This window comes from Sphingobium sp. CCH11-B1, from assembly GCF_001556865.1.
Lineage (GTDB): Bacteria > Pseudomonadota > Alphaproteobacteria > Sphingomonadales > Sphingomonadaceae > Sphingobium.
In genome coordinates this window covers 117,001-131,518 of record NZ_LSJY01000169.1, presented here as the reverse complement: position 1 = coordinate 131,518, position 14,518 = coordinate 117,001, and the positions used below count along the sequence as shown (strand labels likewise).

General features: G+C 60.6%; 14 protein-coding genes. 7 read left to right on the top strand and 7 right to left on the bottom strand.

Going from position 1 to position 14,518, the window contains the following annotated elements; translation table 11 throughout:
• Both AX724_RS17195 and istA read right to left on the bottom strand, forming a co-directional pair.
• A partial coding sequence (locus AX724_RS17195) for an ATP-binding protein (RefSeq protein WP_197421619.1) occupies nt 1–464 on the bottom strand: 464 nt, incomplete at its 3' end.
• Nucleotides 451–1,965 carry an IS21 family transposase gene (istA, locus tag AX724_RS17190; protein ID WP_066768711.1) on the bottom strand — a complete coding sequence of 505 codons (1,515 nt, stop codon included), beginning with the start codon at nt 1,963–1,965 and terminating at the stop codon, nt 451–453. The genes AX724_RS17195 and istA, both read right to left, overlap by 14 nt.
• 125 nt (nt 1,966–2,090) lie before the next feature.
• Between istA and AX724_RS17185 the strand changes: the two genes are divergently transcribed.
• A complete protein-coding gene (locus tag AX724_RS17185; protein WP_066768710.1) occupies nt 2,091–2,324 on the top strand; it encodes a MarR family winged helix-turn-helix transcriptional regulator in 234 nt (77 codons plus the stop codon).
• Between the two features lie 297 nt (nt 2,325–2,621).
• On the opposite strand, the gene AX724_RS17180 is transcribed toward AX724_RS17185, so the two are convergent.
• Together AX724_RS17180 and AX724_RS17175 are read right to left on the bottom strand one after the other, a co-directional pair.
• Nucleotides 2,622–3,605, bottom strand: coding sequence for a radical SAM protein (locus AX724_RS17180; protein ID WP_066768708.1), 984 nt, complete (start codon nt 3,603–3,605; stop codon nt 2,622–2,624).
• Nucleotides 3,602–4,195: a cysteine hydrolase family protein gene (locus AX724_RS17175; protein WP_066768706.1), complete on the bottom strand. Its 594-nt coding sequence runs from the start codon at nt 4,193–4,195 to the stop codon at nt 3,602–3,604. The genes AX724_RS17180 and AX724_RS17175 overlap by 4 nt, the downstream gene beginning before the upstream one ends.
• Before the next feature lie 62 nt (nt 4,196–4,257).
• On the opposite strand from AX724_RS17175, the gene AX724_RS17170 reads away from it, so the two are divergent.
• The 3 genes from AX724_RS17170 to AX724_RS17160 all read left to right on the top strand — a co-directional run bounded on the left by AX724_RS17170 (nt 4,258) and on the right by AX724_RS17160 (nt 7,292).
• Nucleotides 4,258–4,968, top strand: a complete 711-nt coding sequence (locus AX724_RS17170; RefSeq protein WP_066768703.1) for an NUDIX hydrolase — start codon at nt 4,258–4,260, stop codon at nt 4,966–4,968.
• Nucleotides 4,969–4,985: 17 nt separating this feature from the next.
• Entirely contained in the window at nt 4,986–6,290 is a 1,305-nt protein-coding gene (gene pncB, locus AX724_RS17165; RefSeq protein WP_066768701.1) for a nicotinate phosphoribosyltransferase, read from the top strand.
• Nucleotides 6,291–6,503: 213 nt separating this feature from the next.
• The gene (locus AX724_RS17160) at nt 6,504–7,292 is read left to right on the top strand and encodes an SDR family NAD(P)-dependent oxidoreductase (protein ID WP_066768699.1); all 789 of its coding nucleotides are present in this window, start codon (nt 6,504–6,506) and stop codon (nt 7,290–7,292) included.
• A gap of 54 nt (nt 7,293–7,346) precedes the next feature.
• On the opposite strand, the gene AX724_RS23100 is transcribed toward AX724_RS17160, so the two are convergent.
• A complete protein-coding gene (locus AX724_RS23100; protein ID WP_082733583.1) occupies nt 7,347–7,772 on the bottom strand; it encodes a GFA family protein in 426 nt (141 codons plus the stop codon).
• A gap of 181 nt (nt 7,773–7,953) precedes the next feature.
• Between AX724_RS23100 and AX724_RS17155 the strand changes: the two genes are divergently transcribed.
• Together AX724_RS17155 and AX724_RS17150 are read left to right on the top strand one after the other, a co-directional pair.
• Nucleotides 7,954–9,393, top strand: coding sequence for an IS1182 family transposase (locus AX724_RS17155; protein ID WP_066768697.1), 1,440 nt, complete (start codon nt 7,954–7,956; stop codon nt 9,391–9,393).
• Between the two features lie 480 nt (nt 9,394–9,873).
• Entirely contained in the window at nt 9,874–10,860 is a 987-nt protein-coding gene (locus AX724_RS17150; RefSeq protein WP_066768694.1) for an alpha/beta hydrolase, read from the top strand.
• Nucleotides 10,861–11,483: 623 nt separating this feature from the next.
• On the opposite strand, the gene AX724_RS23670 is transcribed toward AX724_RS17150, so the two are convergent.
• Nucleotides 11,484–12,101 carry a hypothetical protein gene (locus AX724_RS23670; RefSeq protein ID WP_156448141.1) on the bottom strand — a complete coding sequence of 206 codons (618 nt, stop codon included), beginning with the start codon at nt 12,099–12,101 and terminating at the stop codon, nt 11,484–11,486.
• Nucleotides 12,102–12,259: 158 nt separating this feature from the next.
• On the opposite strand from AX724_RS23670, the gene AX724_RS23665 reads away from it, so the two are divergent.
• Nucleotides 12,260–12,871 carry a hypothetical protein gene (locus AX724_RS23665; RefSeq protein WP_156448140.1) on the top strand — a complete coding sequence of 204 codons (612 nt, stop codon included), beginning with the start codon at nt 12,260–12,262 and terminating at the stop codon, nt 12,869–12,871.
• A gap of 551 nt (nt 12,872–13,422) precedes the next feature.
• On the opposite strand, the gene AX724_RS17145 is transcribed toward AX724_RS23665, so the two are convergent.
• On the bottom strand, nt 13,423–14,439 hold the full coding sequence (locus AX724_RS17145) for a hypothetical protein (protein WP_066768691.1): 1,017 nt from the start codon (nt 14,437–14,439) through the stop codon (nt 13,423–13,425).
• Nucleotides 14,440–14,518 lie beyond the last annotated feature (79 nt).

Here is a 14,518-nt window from a genome sequence, read left to right as displayed (position 1 = left end):
GCCGCCAGGGTCCCGCCTTTGCCGATCCGGGTCTCCTCTTCGAGGCGTGTCACCAGATCGACGGTGTTGAAGTAGCGGGCGCGAGCGCCCCTTCGCACGACATTGGCGGTGATCGCGATGGCGAGGTGGGTCTTGCCTGTCCCCGTGCCGCCGACCAGCACGATATTGCGGCGAGGCGGGAGGAAGGAGCCATCGTGAAGGGAGCGGATCATCTCCTCATTGATCGGTGTGCCCTCGAAGCTGAACCGCTCCAGGTCCTTCACCACGGGCAGCCTCGCAGCCGTCATCCGATAGCGGATGGAGGCTGCATCCCGGTGGGTCGCCTCAGCACGGAGCAGGTCGGTCAGTATCTCCATGGTGGTGCGCTTGCGCTGGAGGCCGGTGGTGACCGCCTCGTCGAACGCCGCCGCCATGCCCTTGAGTCCGAGGCCGCGCATCGTGTCGATCATATCATGCCGCTGCATCATAGCCTCGCAGCAGATCATAGCGGGCACAGTCGGCGAGCGGAGGATGCTGCAGCATCCGGTCTTCCGAAGTGACGATGCTGTGGGGTGTCGCCGGCTCGCGGCGCCGGGAGAGGATGTTGAGGATCAGCTCGTCGCTGGCCGTTCCGTTCGCCAACGCTTCGCGCACGGCAGCCTCTACCGGCTCCAGGCCATCGGTGAGCACCGCCGAGAGGACCCGCACGAACCTGCGATCGGCCTCGTCCCCGGTGCCGAGCCTTCGCCGTAATCGGTGCAGGGCGGGCGGCAGATCCCAGTCCTGGAACGGTGCGCCGTTACGCAGCGCGCCGGGCTTGTGCGCGAGGACCGGCAGATAATGCCAGGGATCGTATATCGTGCGGTTCCGACCGAAGTGGCGCTCATGCTCCCCGACGATCGCATCGCCGCAGCGTATGACGATGCGATCGGCATAGGAGCGCACCTGAACGGTCCGGCGTGCGGCCGTCGACATGACCGAGTAGCGGTTGCGATCGAAGCTGATGAGGCAGGTGCCGGTGACGGCATGCTCGCTCTCATGGAAGCCGTCGAACGGTGCCAGGATCGGCTGCAGGGCCGGTCGCTCCATATCCAGCGCCTCGGCGACGGTAATATCCCCGCGTTCGGGATGGGCATGATGCTCGGCCCAGCGTCGGCACTCCGCCTCCAGCCACCCGTTGAGCTCGGCCAGGCTGGCGAACCGAAGCCGCGGCTGGAAGAAGCGGCCTCGGATCGTCTGGACCTGCTGCTCGACCTGGCCCTTCTCCCATCCCGCCGCCGGCGAGCAGGCGGTCGGCTCGACCATGTAATGATCGGCCATGATCAGGAAGCGGCGGTTGAACACACGCTCCTTGCCGGTGAACACGGCCGTCACCGCCGTCTTCATATTATCGTAGATACCGCGTCGCGGCACACCGCCGAAGAACGCGAACGCCCGGGCATGGGCATCGAACAGCATCTCCTGGCCCTCGCGCGGATAGGCCCGGACATAGGGTGCGCGCGAGTCGCAGAGACGCATATGCGCCACCTTCACCCGCATCGGCTTGCCGGCGATCTCCACATCCTCGTGGCTCCAGTCGAACTGGTAGGCCTCACCCGGCTGGAAGGTCATCGGGATGAACGCCGGTGCGCCTTCGCCAGCATCCTTCCGCCGCGCAGCACGCCAGCGCGCCGCATAGCGGCGCACCGCATCATAGGATCCATCGAACCCCTCGCGCACCAGCAGGTCATGGATACGCGTCATCCGTAGCCGATCGCGGCGGCCGCGACCTTCGTTCTCCTCAAGCAGCGCATCGAGACGATCCTGATAAGGACCGATCCGCGGCAGCGGCTGGACTTTGCGCTGATAGTTGAACGCCGCCTCCGGCGACCGGATCGCTTTGCGGACGACCTTCCGCGACAAACGAAGGTCACGAGCGATCGCCTTGATCGCCTTACCCGCTGCATGCTCACGCCGAATCCGAACCACTGTCTCCACGATCAACATCCCGTTCTCGCCAACTGATCAAAACCAGTCGGCCGACTAAATCCCCGGGATGAAGGGGTCCTTTTTGCACGCCGATCACCCCACGAAGGGGGTGCCTATTGCACGCTGATCCTCAGCCCTGGGAGATGTTGATCGAGGTGTTCATCCAGGAAGCCGAAGGTGTAAAGATCGCGGTCAACACATTATGCCGTTCCTCCACCGCCACGCCCAGTACCGCGCTTCGTATCTTCAACAAGCTTTGCGAGGCGAGGCTGCTGGTAAAGGTAAGCGATCCCAATGATGGTCGCCGTCACTTTGTTCAGCTGACGCTTCGGGCCAGAAAATCGCTTTATGCCTATTTTTGCGTAGAGAAAAATTGACCCGCAGGCACGGATGCAAGTAGGTCATCAAGAGCAGAACGACTGTACCTAGCTGGGGCAACCAGACCGACTTGGCAGGGCAGGATTGCAATAATATCCTACAGCAGGACTACGTGGAGGACGCCGCCACGGCGCGATTCACCCGTCTGTCGCCATCCAACGTCGCCTGGCGATCTAATTGCTATTCCTGCTGTTCGTCGCGGATCCTACGGGGCTTCTCGAGACGATCTCGATCCTCTGGCAGTGTGACGATCCGCTATGGATTGGGAGCGAAGGCTGAATCGAGCGCACGCCGCCTCAGACGACCTGCGCCGCCAGCGGTTCGAATTTGGCGAATTGCTGGGTGCTCGGGCAATCGGCGCAGTCGCGGTGCGCGTTCCCGCTCTGATGCGATCGCAGGCGCTGCGGCAAGGCATCGAGATCGGCGGGGCTTTGTAGACCGTCTACCGTGATCTCGAAATGCTCGGGCGCGAAGCTGCACGGCGCGACCCGGCCCGCCTCGTCGATAAACAGGAAGGTCTCCGCGACCCGGCAATCGGTTATGGGAAGCGCCCGCCCCGCCACGCTATCCGCGAACCGTTCGAGATAGGCAGCACCACCTACCAAGGTCGTCCCCACCTGGCGGAGCTCGGAGCGCAGCCGCGGCACTTCGTCCGCAAGGCGCGCAACGTCATCAGAGCTCAGGCCATGGCTGGGATAGAATTCGGGCCGGTCGCGCCCGCCCAGCTGATTGAAGCTGATCTCGTCGACTCCCCAGTCGGCGAGCATGCGGCATAGCGAGGCGAAGCCCGCAATATTGTCGCGCATCAGCACGACATTGACCCGGACCTTGAGCCCCGCGCCCGCCGCGTCGCGTTCGGCCACCAGCGCGGGCACCGTCTGCGCGAGCTTGGCGAATGCGCCGCGCCAGCCGCGCATGGCATCGTGGAAATCGGCCATGCCATCGATGCTGATCGTCACCTCGCTGTAGCACCGTACCAGTTCTGCGCGGACCTGCGGCGCACCCAGGCGGGTGCCGTTGGTGGTCAGGCTGAGATCGACACCCTGTTCGGCGGCACGTGCGTCCAGTTCCGTGCGTGGTGCCCACAACAGGGGCTCGCCGCCGAGCCAGCTGAGCAGCACGGGCTGCCCTGTCGCACCGCGCCAGGCGCCGAGCAGGTCGATGAACCGCGCGACCCTGGCCGGATCGGCTTCCTCGCGCGGCAGGCCCAGGCGCTTGTCGTACGCGCAGAACGGGCACGCCAGATTGCAATGGTTCGATACGCGCCACAGGACGATCATGCCGCCGTCTCCAGCCGCAGCGGCGCATTCGCGAAATCCTCGGCAACGACTTGCTCAATCTGCCGCGCGATCCCGCGGGTCAGGCCCGCCGGCAGCTCGACCGCGAAGGCGCGCGCCACAAATCCCTCGATCGCCCAGCGCACGCAATAGTCGGCAGCGACGCCGATCACCGCCACCTCGCGCACGCCGCGCGCTATCAGCGCCGCGAAGAAGGCGTCGCGCGCCACGGTCTCGCCCGTGGCGACCGCCTCGATCGCGATATCGGCCTCGGCCCACATGTCGAACACGCCTTTCTCGAGCCGGTAGACCGGAATCGCCGCATTGACGACATTGGAATCGAGCATGTTTGCCCAGCCCGGCGTGCTGTGCACGCAGTGAAGGGGAAACTGTTCGGCCTCGGCAGAGGCGGGATAGGCCTCGGCCGAATGGGTGTCGAAGGTGAAAAGCACCCCGGCAGTTTCCGCCGGCCGGAGCAATGCGAGCCAGCGCTGCATCGGGGCGATCAGCGCCTCGGCTCCGGCGACCGGCAGCGCCCCGTCCGCGCACATGAAATCGGCCTGTGTATCCACCACGACGACGAAGCGTTGCATAGTCGCATCTCCCATGAATCAGGCTTGACATAAACCCATATTGCATATAAGTAAAGCGCATCATGAATATAAGTGGCGATAGCGAATTTCTCAGCGACTATGATCCGACGGCGTACGATTGCCCCTCGGTCACCGTCGATCTCGTGCTGCTTGGCCTGCACCGCCAGCGGCTGTCGGCGTTGCTGGTGCGGCGCGACCAGCCGCCGCAGGCGGGGCACTGGGCATTGCCCGGCGGATTCGTCGCGATCGACGAGAGCCTCGACGTCGCCGCCGCGCGGCTGCTCCGCGACAAGGTGGGTTTCGACGGCGCCCATCTCGAGCAGCTCTACAGTTTCGGCGCCGTCGATCGCGATCCGCGCATGCGCGTGATCACCATCGCCTATCTGGCATTGCTCCGCGAGGATCAGATGAATGCGGCCGTGCGCGCGGGCCGGGTCGCGGTCGCGGCGCTCGAAGGCGAGAGGTTGGCGGCGATCGGCGAGGACCAGGCGGCGCTTCCTTTGGCCTTCGATCACCAGGCGATCCTGGCGCTCGCTCGCGATCGGCTGCGCGGCAAGATCGACTATTCGGACCTGGCCTTCGCGTTCCTGCCCCCGCGCTTCACGCTGCGCGCGCTCCAGGACGTGCACGAGGCGGTGCTCGGCACGCCGCTCAACAAGCCCGCCTTTCGCCGCCGAATGCTCGATCGGGGCCGACTGGTGGCGACGGGCATGCGCGAGGACGAGGCATCGCATCGCCCCGCCGAACTGTTCACGCTCGGCAGCGCCCGCTGACCAGCCCGGAGCCATTGATGGTCTATACCGATATTGCCACGCGCACCTACAACCATGGCTGGCGGCTCGACCCGATCGTGCGCAGCCTGCTCGACACCGATTTCTACAAGTTGCTGATGCTCCAGCTGATCTGGCGGCTCCACCGCGACACCCAGGCGACCTTCGCGCTGATCAACCGCACCCGCTCGGTCCGCCTCGCCGAGGTGATCGACGAAGGCGAGCTGCGCGCGCAGCTCGATCATGCGCGCACGCTGCGGCTGGGCAAGAAGGAGCTGATTTGGCTCGCCGGCAACAGCTTCTATGGCAATGCGCGGATGTTCGACCCCGAATTCCTCGCCTGGCTCAAGGATTTCCGACTCCCCGAATATGAGCTGCGCGTCGTCGACGGCCAGTTCGAGCTGCACTTCGCCGGGCCATGGACGCACACCACGATGTGGGAGATCCCGGCGCTTTCGATCATCAACGAGCTACGCGCCCGCGCGGCCATGGCCGGCAAAGATCGCTTTGCGCTCGATATCCTCTACGCCCGCGCCAAGGCGAAGATGTGGGACAAGGTCGAGCGACTCCGGCATCTGCCCGATCTGGTTCTTTCCGACTTCGGCACGCGTCGAAGACACGGCTTCCTATGGCAGCGTTGGTGCGTCGAAGCGGTCAAGGAAGGGTTGGGCGACCGCTTCATTGGGACTTCGAACGTCTTGCTGGCGATGGACAGCGATCTCGAGGCGATCGGCACCAACGCGCACGAACTGCCGATGGTCGCCGCCGCACTGGCAGAGAACGATGGCGCGCTGGCCACAGCGCCCTATCGCGTGCTTGACGAATGGCGGCAAGCTTATGATGGTAATCTGCTGATTGCCTTGCCCGATGCGTTCGGCACCACCGCGTTCCTGCGCAACGCGCCTGAATGGGTTGCAGACTGGACCGGTTTCCGCCCCGACAGCGCTCCGCCGATCGCGGGCGGCGAGCAGATCCTTGACTGGTGGCGCGAACGGGGCCGAGATCCGCGCAGGAAGCTATTGATTTTTTCGGACGGCATGGACGTCGATTCGATCGAGGCTACCTATCGATATTTTCACGGACGTGTGCGCACGAGCTTTGGATGGGGCACCAACCTGACCAACGACTTCCGCGACTGCGATCCCGACGGTGGCGCCGGCCTCGCGCCGATCTCGCTAGTCTGCAAGGTCGTCAGCGCCAACGGCCGCCCGGCAGTCAAGCTCTCCGACAATCCCGCAAAGGCCACTGGCGAGCCGAAGGAGATCGAGCGCTACCTTCGCGTTTTCGGAGAGGCGGATCGCGGCGTGCAGCCGGTCCGCGTATGACCGCTCGGGGCGGTTGCCGCCGAGCTGGAGGGCAGAACCCGCGCATAACTCCCGGCGACATTCACAGGCGGGCGGCGGTTATCGCCTGATTTTCGGACATGGCAAATGGCTGGACGTGGTGATCCCGCTGGCGGCAGACCCCCGCCACGCCACAGAAGGAATGCGAATGTCGAGCAGGCTGGCAACCAGGCAGACGGGCGGCTATGAGAAAGCATGACGCCGTTGCCGATTAACAACTCGTGGGTGCTGGTAACTGGTGCCTCAACCGGCCTGGGCAGAGCGTCTGCCCTCCGCTTAGCGGAATCATACCAAGCCAAGCCGCTGATAGTTGGTCGACGACTAGATAGCTTGTTACAGTTACAGGCCGAAATTGGCGAGCGGTTCGATGTCGCTTGCGAGATCGTTGTCGCCGATCAACGTGAAAACGAGGGTCGGAAGAAAATCGCGGCCAAGGTTGCAGACCTTGAGGTGAACGCGGCTTTGTTAGCTGCTGGGCTGACCAGCGTCGGCTCATTCGATGTAGATCGGGCCGCTGCCTACGCCGAGGTAATTGAGACAAACATACTTGGGTTCACCGACCTACTGGCCCGCCTCGTTACGATATTCAGGCAGCGCCCCTCTGAAACATCGATCATCGCGGTTTCAAGCTTAGGGGGTGAAACATCTGTGCCATTCCAAGCGGTCTATGGCGCGTCCAAGGCCTATGTTAGCACCCTTGTACGTGGGGTTTCCGCCGAGCTTGCCGGCACGGGGGTCAGCGTTGGATCATTTGTACCAGGCGGCATCGACACCGGCATGGCTGCCCTTAGCGATCTGAGGTGGGGAAAGATGGGCTTGATGGATGTCGATCGGTGCGCCGCACACGCGGTCAAGGCTCTAATTTATCGGCAACCCTTCACCATACCGGGGCTGAGCAACCGGCTTACTTATATGGCCAGTAGGGCTCTGCCTCGATCACTGGTCAGTCGTATCGCGGCGCTGCCTTATCGGCAGCCGCAATAAACTGATTTTCGTTGGGCACCGAAATGTAGACAAACCGCTATTCGTTGGCCCAACCTATTGTGCAGGTATATAGCGAAGCGTGCCTACCTGGCGCGTATGCCCGCCAGTGTCGTTCGGGTGATTTACACCGTCTAAGACGGGCACTTCGAAGAAATCGAAGGGGCTTATTCCATCCAAACAGGCTACGTTCACCCCATACTGGTTCTGATTGGATCGGCGCTGATGGTGAGTATAGATTCCGCAACGAGAGCAGAAGAAGTGCTGGGCTGATTCCGTATTGAAACGATAACTTGTTAGGGTGCCTTCACCCTGAAGAAATCTGATCCCGCCCATCTGCGCCGAGACAACGACCGCACCTCGCATTCGACAATAGGAGCAAGTGCAACGGCGGATTGTATTGAGGCTATCACTGAGCGTCGCCTCAAAGCGGACTGCGCCACAATGGCACTGCCCATTTCGGATATTCGCCTCGTCTGCCATGATGCAAGCCTCTTGTGAGCCTCAAATCTATGTCTGCCGACACCGTAAAATCAAGGTGTCGCTAGCGGCTGCAAGTGAAACGACACGAGCGATCCGCTCCAACCCGACCGACAATCACATCAGTCTGTCCGAAAACTCCGTAGCGGATTCCCGGGTTGTTGCGGGTTTGGTATGATCGGGCATGGGCTACATCGAAGGACATTCGCGCGATCAGATGCTGCTGCTGCCAGCCTCGGTCAATGACGATGTTTCGGCGGACAACCCGGTACGCTTCATCGCTGCGTTCATCGATGATCTGGATCTTGGCGAGCTTGGCTTTGACCGCTCGCGGCCCAAGCGCACCGGCCGCCCCGGTTATGATTCGGCCGATCTGCTGAAGCTGTATCTCTATGGCTATCTCAATCGCGTCCGGTCGAGCCGGTGCCTGGCGGCCGAGACGGCACGCAACCTTGAAGTAATCTGGCTGCTTGGCGGGCTGCGCCCTGATTTCCGCACGATCGCTGACTTCCGCAAAACGAACCGCGCCGCGTTCAAGCCGCTGTTCCGATCCTTCGTACTGCTGTGCCGCCGCCTCGACCTGTTCGGGCGCGAGTTGGTGGCGGTGGACGGTACGCGGCTCAAGGCGGTGAACAGCCGCAAGCGCAACTTCACGCGTCAGAAGCTGGCCGGATGGATCAAGCTCGCGGACGAGCGGATCGAAGAGTATCTGGCCCGCCTTGATCTTGCCGATAGGGCCGAAGCCGAAGCAGAAGGTGCGGCCCGCCGTGCAGCGGCGCTGGAGGCAAAGATTGCACGGATGCGGAAACGGCGTGAACTGCACAGTGCGATGCTGGCCGATCTTGTCGCGAGTGGAGAAAGCCAATTGTCGCTTACCGACCCCGACGCACGTGGGATGGCAACCAGCCCCAAGGTCGGCGTGGGTTACAATGCGCAGGTCGCGGTCGATGCCAGGCACAAGCTCATCGTCGAACAATATGTCACCAACTCGGGCAGTGATCTGGGCTTTCTGGCGCAGACGGCCAGCGCCGCACGCGAGATACTGGGCGTCGAGCAGATCGATGCTGTTGCCGACAAGGGTTATTACAAAGGGGAAGATATCGCCACCTGCGAGGATGTCGGCGTCGTTCCCTATGTCGTGCGCCCGCAACGCGGCCCCGGCATCAATGAGGGCTATTTCGCGAAGAGCGAGTTTCGGTACGACGCCGACGAGGATTGCTACACCTGCCCCGGCGGACAACGCCTCGATCCCTATACGCGTTCACAAAAGCCGAACGGGCATGTCACGATCCGTTACGCAAACATGCGGGCCTGCGGGACCTGTGCGCTCAAACCCCAATGCGCGTCCGGCACACGGCGAAGCATCGACCGATGGGAAGGCGAGGCCGTGCTTGAGCGCATGGCGGAACGTCTTGCCGCACGGCCCGACATTACCGACCGGCGGCGCGAGACGGTCGAGCATCCCTTTGGCACCATAAAGCAGTGGATGAACCAGGGCGCGTTCCTGATGCGGGGCCTGGCCAACGTCAATGCCGAGTTCAGCCTGACAGCGCTCGCCTATAATCTCAGGCGGGCCATCAACATCCTCGGCATCCCGGCCCTGCTAGGCGCTGTGCGGGCCTGAAATGGCGCAGCGTCCGCCATCGATGCCACTACATCACGTTACATTGCCTGATACGGCCCATCAGGGCACCCTCTCGCGCTCTTGCCCCGAAAATCACCATAAATCGCAAACCGACTTGGCCCGCTCGACCGAATGACTATCCAATCCGGCGTTTTCGGACGGACTGACATGAAACGCGCCGGTCCATCTTGGCGGTAGCGGCTAGGTGCGAGATCAGCCCCGACGCCCCCTGACGGAAAACCCTGCCACCGGCGTTGTCGGACACTTTCTCAATCCGACAGTGATTTTCGGGCATTCCACGGGATCACAGGGCCGCGCAATTCCGTGCGCGCCGGATTTTCGCCGGAACCGCATGACGACTGCTTGAGATTCATGTGATTTCCGTGTAGGTGAAATCTCCTGTGCGGCATCGGTTCGTGGGCCTCACCGATAAGAGAGCAGTATATTGACCGCCAGCGTCGGGAGGGTACGCTCGCGGGCATGAACGGCTTGGTATTCTCTCGCACTAAATATTTGATTGCACTGGTAGCAGTCCTTTCCACGGCTGCCCTTGCGGAATCGCCTGTGCCTCCCGTCCAGACGTTTGTTGAAGCGCCAGGACCAAATGGTCCACTCAAGGGAACGATGCTTTCGGCGGGAAAGGATGCTCCAATTGTCCTGATGATACCCGGCTCAGGACCAACCGACCGCGACGGCAATAATGCTCACGGGTTGAAGGCGTCCACTTTGTCGCTGCTAGCTGACGGATTAGCCGCACGAAAGATCGCGTCGGTCCGTGTCGACAAACGCGGAATGTATGCGAGCGCCGAGGCAGTCCCAGATGCAAACGCGGTAACGATCAATGATTATGCGGCGGATGCTCACTCGTGGATCAGGTCCATCCGGGGCATGACGGGCACCAAATGTGTTTGGGTTCTCGGACACAGCGAAGGCGGTCTCGTCGCCTTGGTGGCAGGGCAGGATAGTAGTGACATCTGTGGCCTGATCCTCGTTTCGACGGCAGGAAGACCGTTGGGCGACGTCTTAGAGGAACAACTGAAGTCCAACCCTGCAAATGCGCCCATACTCGATCAGGCTTTAACAGCGATTTCCGATCTCAAAGCTGGAAGGCACGTCGATGCCAAGGACTTGAGTCCTGCGCTGCTTCCGCTTTTCCATCCGGCTGTACAAAATTTCCTGATCAGCGAGTTCGCTATCGACCCGGCAAATTTGTTGGCAGGGTATAACAAACCCTTGCTGATTTTGCAGGGGGAGCGCGATATTCAGGTCAACGTCTCTGATGCACAATTACTGAAACGCGCGAACCCTGCCGCCAGGCTCGTGCTTCTGCCAAATACGAATCATATTCTTAAGCAAGTATCTTCTGACGATCGCGGCGCGAACGTGGCCACCTATTCAGACCCAAGCTTGCCTCTCGCTCCTGCCGTTGTCCCGGCAATCGCAGATTTTATTCTCTCTGCTCCATGAGCGGCCCGCCTTATGGCGATTGACCGACAATCAGGCTTTTGCCGCCGCCTGCCTGTGGTTTCCGTCAGGGAGAGCTGCCGATGTAGGGGCTGCCATTCTTTGCCGTCCTATACATGTTCCGATATGCTTGGAAGCTGCCGTTAACTCTCAGCGGATAGGTTGCGACGCATGGTAGAATTGCATGATCCGTACGGAAATCGAACGACACTAGGGTGGATGCTCAGCCTTTGTGCATTATTAGCGGCCGGAGTAGCAGGGGCCTTAATTGCCCCCGCGACGCTATGGGCACTATTTTCAGGAGTAATAGTCGGTCCAGAGATGCATCCTCGCGGCTACAACTGGAAACTGGCAATGCTCTTCGCCTGCCCGCCTATGTTGATTGTAACAACGGTATCAGGCTTAAGATCGTTCTTTCGTAATGTTTCCGCATGGTATCTCGCGTTTACCTTTCTCCCAGTATCCCTCAGTGCCACGATACTCGCAGTCGATTTGGGTTATGTCCGTTTTGAAAATTTGGCGCTTTAGAAACCGTCAGTCCGCAAACACCCATTGCTGTTTCAGCAAGCCGAACGACAACCGGGCCATAGCCGCTGCCCGCCATGTCATTGCCGTCGGCAGGACGCCTACAGCCCTTCGGGTAGCTGAACCCCGCTGGGAATGCGCATGGTCGTGGTGAACATTCGCAGCTTTGAATCGAGCGCGGGACTTGTGATCGTCATAAGGTTCATCAGGTAGGGATTTCCTTTTCCATCCCGCCTGAAAAATGCGCGTCGTTCGATGGCACCGCGCATAGCGGTCATGCTGGGCACCGGCTTCCAATCAGTCCGTGAAAGCTGGGTCGAGACGGCATCGGTGATGTTTAGGGTGGGTTCTGACAGCAAAATTACTCGACAGCCAGGCTGACGACCGCCAACGGCCAAAACGACTTCACCTTGGTCAAATGACTTTGATCCCATCGTTGCCTGCGAAATAAGTGTTAGGCCGGGCCTCCCCAAACCCTTCATCATGCTGTCGTTCACACCGTAATTCAGCCCCATACCTTCAATGACTTTTACCGATTTATCGAGGGCGTTGGGATCGGCGACGGTGGGCATTGCAATCGTACCGGCAGCAATACCATAACAATTTTTCCCGCTAAGGTCGGCGATCGAGCGAGCCAAACTTTCATCAGATGGCGGTGCGGCCACAAGAGGCCCGCTACTAATTGCGACTATAAGCGAAAGGGAAAACGCGAGGCGCATGAGAACTCCTAATTCCGGCATCACTTGCCTACGACCAAATTCTTTCTGAAAAACGAAGGGTATATATCTATCTACCGGCAAACAGGCGGTTCCCGCGTCAGTGAGGAGGCGGAAGGCCGTCGATTGGCGATAGATCGATAGCGTGTTATCCGCTGTTCGTGATAAAGAAAGCCATTCTTACGACGACATTCGCTTTGCTGGCGGGCACGCTCGCTGGTTGCGAAGACGCATCCGACAAGAGGGCTGGCGCGAGCGCAAGCGAACTCCAAACCGCGATGTCATTTCTGAATCATCCAGTGGAGGTGAATGAACAATGGCGGCTTACCTCGTCCGACGGTACGCGTTCTGAGTTCCTTTTACCTCTCGGTTCGGCCGAGGCAAAATTGCAATCGGAGCGCCAAGCACTCAAGGCTATTGTTCTTGCAGGATATGGCGGGATACCCAAGAAACATTATGATGAATTGCGTTCAGCAGTTGCGGACGGCAGAGTCCGTGCTGGCCCGCAGGATAAGCGCTCCGGGTTGATTGGTCTTGATCAAGGGAGAAATGTTTTCAGCGTGAACCTTCTTGGGCCAGAGGATGTTGCCCTATCCTGCGAAATCAACGGATTCCATACACCATCATTTGCGGCAACCTGTCAGTGGGCGCATGATGGAGCATCCTTCTCCATCGAAGGTAGCCCAACTGTGATTTCTCATGCCGTGATCCATCGCAAAGCGTTAGAAGGCGCATGGTCTAGGCGAGTGGGCGATGCCAATGGCGGCGGATGAAGCCGACAATCAGGCTTTTGCCGCCATGCCACGCCCCGTGTGGATTCGGACGGGGTTTATGCTATCGTCAGGGAGCGTTAGCACAATCAATGTCGCTGCCCTTGGGCACACGATTTCGAAATGCAACGAGCCAACTATTGGAAGGCCTTTCCGCCATCACGAAACGCGCTTGGCAACGACGGCCTGCGTATTGGAACGTACACACCGCCGTCCCTTTGGCTGCCCGGTGGCACAGAAGCCCCTCTACTGCCTCGGCGCGTACAGCAGGAATTCCGTCGCAAACATCGACCAATGCTCGACAAGCATTTTCCTCATACGAGACATAGGCACTTGCGGCTTCCAAGGGGGTCGGCAGTGGCGGCACGTGAGAATAGCGGGACATGGGGTGACTGCACCCAACAATGGAAATCGTGGCCGCTATCATCAGAGTCGTGCGCATTCGCAATCTATGCGGCGGTGAAGGGCGCACCTGCAACGAAAATCAGGCCATTCCCGACGCTGCCCCTCGACCCACGTTCCATTGGCCACTACCAGTCGGAAAAGCAGCGCGCCTAGCTACCGCGCTGCCCTAAGCGCCAGACAAGCAACCGGATGAACGGCTCAGGGTCATCAAGGCGGAATGCGACCCTGCTAAATGCAACACGCTTCTTCAGAAACGAACGACGCGGCAGCGAACGGTCCAACCGCAGCATGATGTTGGGCCAAGCCAACAGCGCTGCGTTCAGCGTCACGGTGTCGCGCACCTCCTCGCCGGTAAAACCGCTTTCGACGGCAACAATTGCTTCGAACGGAACCAGTTGGTCAATCAGGAAGCCAGCCCGGACACGGACTCCCTCCGGGGTCAGCAGCACCGGCCTGAACCGGAACGACTTGATGAGGCCGACCAGATAAACGAATCCTACATCGCTCAGGATGAACATGACGATCGAGGCGATGCGGCTCCAATGTCCGACCAGCAGATGGTAGACACCAATCTCGATCGCCGACAGGATCAGCAGCGTGGCGCATATCGGCGTCAGGTGCTTGTGACAAGCGAAGGCGCGTGCGCTCGTCGGCACGTCCGCTGGCCCTCCCCAGCGGAAACAGGCCATGTGGATCACGGTCAGTTCCGCTACAGCCAACCTCACAAGCGCAGGCGGGAATATTTCCGATACGGCAGAGAGCCACTGCTCCCTCCGATCGCTGGTCGGCCTGCTTAGCACTCGACCCGCTCGGGCCGTGGCCCCGGCAATATGGCTGAGAACGAAAACCACCATCATGAGCGCCAATATTGGCGTTTCGAAGAGCAAGCCACGCATCGACGAGGGTAATCCCAGCCATACGGTCAAGCTCGCTCCGGCTAGCACGCCCAAAACGGCGCGCCACTCCGGTTTTCCCGATGAACGGGCAACTAGCGCCAGCATGAGCGTGTCCGAGACAATCCAGAGAAAAAGCAGCAAGGCGACGAACGGATAGGATGCTGCCAGCGGTGTTCGTACCGCCATTCCGGCCAAGATTATGATGACGAAGGGTGCCGCCTTCGTAGCGATCTGCCGACCATAGAAGCCGTTGTTGGTCTGGGTTGTCATTAAAACCCCCTGTCCGCGTGCGTGAATGGCCGAGTGGTCAGTGCTATCGTTACTTCAACTCTGCTAACAGCCCCAAACG

What these genes read in the sequence shown, in the direction of transcription:
- AX724_RS23670 (WP_156448141.1), bottom strand. Translation starts at nt 12,101, where the DNA reads ATGCGCCTCGCGTTTTCCCTTTCGCTTATAGTCGCAATTAGTAGCGGG.
- AX724_RS17185 (WP_066768710.1), top strand. Translation starts at nt 2,091, where the DNA reads ATGTTGATCGAGGTGTTCATCCAGGAAGCCGAAGGTGTAAAGATCGCG.
- AX724_RS23100 (WP_082733583.1), bottom strand. Translation starts at nt 7,772, where the DNA reads ATGGCAGACGAGGCGAATATCCGAAATGGGCAGTGCCATTGTGGCGCA.
- AX724_RS17155 (WP_066768697.1), top strand. Translation starts at nt 7,954, where the DNA reads ATGGGCTACATCGAAGGACATTCGCGCGATCAGATGCTGCTGCTGCCA.
- AX724_RS17145 (WP_066768691.1), bottom strand. Translation starts at nt 14,439, where the DNA reads ATGACAACCCAGACCAACAACGGCTTCTATGGTCGGCAGATCGCTACG.
- AX724_RS17160 (WP_066768699.1), top strand. Translation starts at nt 6,504, where the DNA reads ATGACGCCGTTGCCGATTAACAACTCGTGGGTGCTGGTAACTGGTGCC.
- AX724_RS17180 (WP_066768708.1), bottom strand. Translation starts at nt 3,605, where the DNA reads ATGATCGTCCTGTGGCGCGTATCGAACCATTGCAATCTGGCGTGCCCG.
- istA (WP_066768711.1), bottom strand. Translation starts at nt 1,965, where the DNA reads ATGTTGATCGTGGAGACAGTGGTTCGGATTCGGCGTGAGCATGCAGCG.
- AX724_RS17175 (WP_066768706.1), bottom strand. Translation starts at nt 4,195, where the DNA reads ATGCAACGCTTCGTCGTCGTGGTGGATACACAGGCCGATTTCATGTGC.
- AX724_RS17150 (WP_066768694.1), top strand. Translation starts at nt 9,874, where the DNA reads ATGAACGGCTTGGTATTCTCTCGCACTAAATATTTGATTGCACTGGTA.
- pncB (WP_066768701.1), top strand. Translation starts at nt 4,986, where the DNA reads ATGGTCTATACCGATATTGCCACGCGCACCTACAACCATGGCTGGCGG.
- AX724_RS17170 (WP_066768703.1), top strand. Translation starts at nt 4,258, where the DNA reads ATGAATATAAGTGGCGATAGCGAATTTCTCAGCGACTATGATCCGACG.